Below are 2,655 nucleotides of genomic sequence, written 5' to 3'. Positions count from 1 at the left end.
GTACGATGCGGAACAGCAGAGCTTCACGTACCAGTCGCTCCACGTGATATTCCTTGGCGTATCTGCGCATTCCGGGCTTCGCGGACAGCCATTCCAACGGTACGCGGACAGTCATTCCGGGGTGCGCGGACAAAGTTCGCGCGGGATGCTGAGCGTTTGATCTGACATCTCAGGTGTCGGATTGTTCGTCAACGGTTTTGGTCGCGGGGGCATCGCGGGTCTTGCGCATCGACGGGCCTTCGAGAGGCAATCTGTGCGCGTTGTGGATCAGGCGATCGAGGATGGCGTCTGCGAAAGTCGGTTCGTCGATGATGTCGTGCCAGGCATCGACCGGCAGCTGGCTTGTGACCAGCGTTGCGCCGGAACCGTATCGATCTTCGATGATTTCCATCAGATCCCGACGCTGCGGCGCGGTCATGCGTTCCGGCCCCCAGTCGTCGAGAATGAGCAAGTCCGCTTTGACAAGCTGTCGGAACATGCGGGGGAAGCGCCCGTCGTCATGGGCCAGTTGCAGTTCCGAGAAGAGCCTCGGCAGGCGTTTGTAGATCACGGTGGCATTGTCGCGGCAGGCTCTTTGTCCCAAGGCGCAGGCCAACCAGGTTTTGCCGACCCCACAGGGGCCGGTGATCAGCAGGTTGCGCTTTTCCTTGATCCATCGGCCAGCGGCGAGCTGTTGGAACAAAGCCTTGTCCAGGCGGCGCGCGGCGCGGAAATCTACATCTTCGATGCAAGCGCCACCGTGACGAAGCTTGGCGGCGCGTAGCCGGGACTGGAACCGCTTGGTCGTGCGGTTCGCCACCTCACGGTCGATCAGGAGGCCGAGCCATTCGGCATGGCCCATGTCGGCTGCGCTGTCCTGCGATTGCAGTTCGGTGAAAGCGTCGGCCATACCGTCCAGCTTGAGCTGGCGCAGCAGGTCGTGGGTTGGATGATCGAGCATGTGTATCCTTTCTCAGTGGAAATAGTCGGCGCCGCGAATGTTGGGGTGGGTGATCGCCGGTTCCTCTGCGGGCCGATCCGGAGCCCGGCGATATCTCTTGTTCTTCAGGATGGATTGCAGGGAGTTGTAGGAATGGGCGCCGATGGTGAGCGCGTAATCTACTGCCGCTTCAAACTCGGTTGCCGCGTATCCCTTGGATAATCTCAAGATGCCGAGGCAGGCGCGGAACCCCTGCACGGGGTGTTTGCGCTCGCGCATGATAACCTCGACAAGGGCTGCGGTGTTGGGGCCAACCTTGGCGGCCCACCGGCACAGGCGTTCTGGTGTCCAGTCCGCATAGGCCCGGTGATTGGACGGCATGTGATCCATCACCGTGGTGTGCTTGCGGTTGCCTGATGTCCGAGCATGCGAGGCAACGCGCTGATCTTTATGGAATATCTCGATGGTCCGACTGGTGATACGCACCCAGACCTCGGCCTTCAGCAGGGTGTGGGGCACGGAGTAATAATGCCGGTCTATCTCGACATGGTAGTCGAGCCCCACCTTGCGGCAGCGCCATTCCGCGAACTCGTATGGCTCCAGCGGAAGCGGCTGGAGGGCGTGGCGTTCGATCTGTTCGAATAGCTCCCGGCGGCTGGCCCCGAGATGACGGGTGCGCCGGTTGTTGAAGCGCTCCAGCAGTTCCCTGATCGCCGCGTTCAACTCGGCCAACGAGGAAAAGCGCCGGTTCCGCAGCCGCGCATGGATCCACCTCTGCGCGAGCTGGACGGCCACCTCGACTGTGGCCTTGTCGCGAGGCTTGCGCGGGCGGGCCGGGATGATGGCCGTGTCGTAATGTGCCGCCATGTCCGCGTAGCTGCGATTGATTTGCGGATCGTGGAAGCAGGCCTTGGTCACCCCGGATTTGAGATTGTCCGAGACCACCGTCGCGGGCACGCCGCCCAAGAATGCGAAGGTTCGCGTATGACTGCCGATCCAGTCGGACAGGCCTTGCGTCCAGGTAGCTTCGGCATAGGTCAGGTTCGAAGCGCCAAGTGCTGCGACAAAGAACTCGGCCTGGCGCACCTCACCAGTCTCGGGGTCCACTATCTCGAAGGTTTGCCCGGCGTAGTCCACGTAAAGCGCTTCGCCCGCCACATGATGCTGGCGCATCACCGGGGCCAGCCTGCCCTCCCAGCGGCGGTAAAGCTCGCAAAAACGGCTGTAGCCATAGCCCTTGGGATGCGCCTCCCGGTATTCCTCCCAGAGCAGCGACAGGGTCACTCCGGGCCTGCGCAACTCGCTATGCACATGCGCCCAGTCCGGCTTCGGGTAGGTCGTAGCTGCATCTGGCGGTGGGGCCGGGAACAACAACGCTTCCAGCGCAGCATCCGTCAGATCATCCGGCAGCGGCCAGGACAAACCCGCCCGCGCCGCCCGACCGACATACTCACTGACCGACGTACGGCCGACGCCGATGCTGTCGCCCACCTCCCGGGTCGTCAGGCCGCTTGCGCGCAGCCTCAAGGCTTCTCTGATCTTCCTCATAGGCAATCTCGCCATTGGGTCCCTCCCGCTCTCAAAAGAGCGAAAGGCTACCCGCCACGTGATTGCTCAGCACCCCGGCAAAGGGCTCCGCGATCTTGTCCGCGAGCCCCGGAATCTTGTCCGCGCTAAATCGGAATGGTTGTCCGCGTCAGATTGGAATCCTTGTCCGCGCCACCCCGGTGCGCGCA

At 62.5% G+C, this 2,655-nt stretch carries 2 protein-coding genes; both read right to left on the bottom strand.

Annotated elements, in window-relative coordinates; translation table 11 throughout:
• Nucleotides 1-169: 169 nt before the first annotated feature.
• Nucleotides 170-940: an IS21-like element helper ATPase IstB gene (istB, locus tag Q1K31_RS16585; protein WP_300382054.1), complete on the bottom strand. Its 771-nt coding sequence runs from the start codon at nt 938-940 to the stop codon at nt 170-172.
• 12 nt (nt 941-952) lie between these two features.
• Nucleotides 953-2,482, bottom strand: a complete 1,530-nt coding sequence (gene istA / locus Q1K31_RS16580) for an IS21 family transposase (RefSeq protein WP_300382052.1) — start codon at nt 2,480-2,482, stop codon at nt 953-955.
• Nucleotides 2,483-2,655 lie beyond the last annotated feature (173 nt).

The organism is Henriciella sp., assembly GCF_029936995.1.
GTDB lineage: Bacteria > Pseudomonadota > Alphaproteobacteria > Caulobacterales > Hyphomonadaceae > Henriciella.
This window is presented reverse-complemented; position numbering and strand designations above follow the sequence as displayed.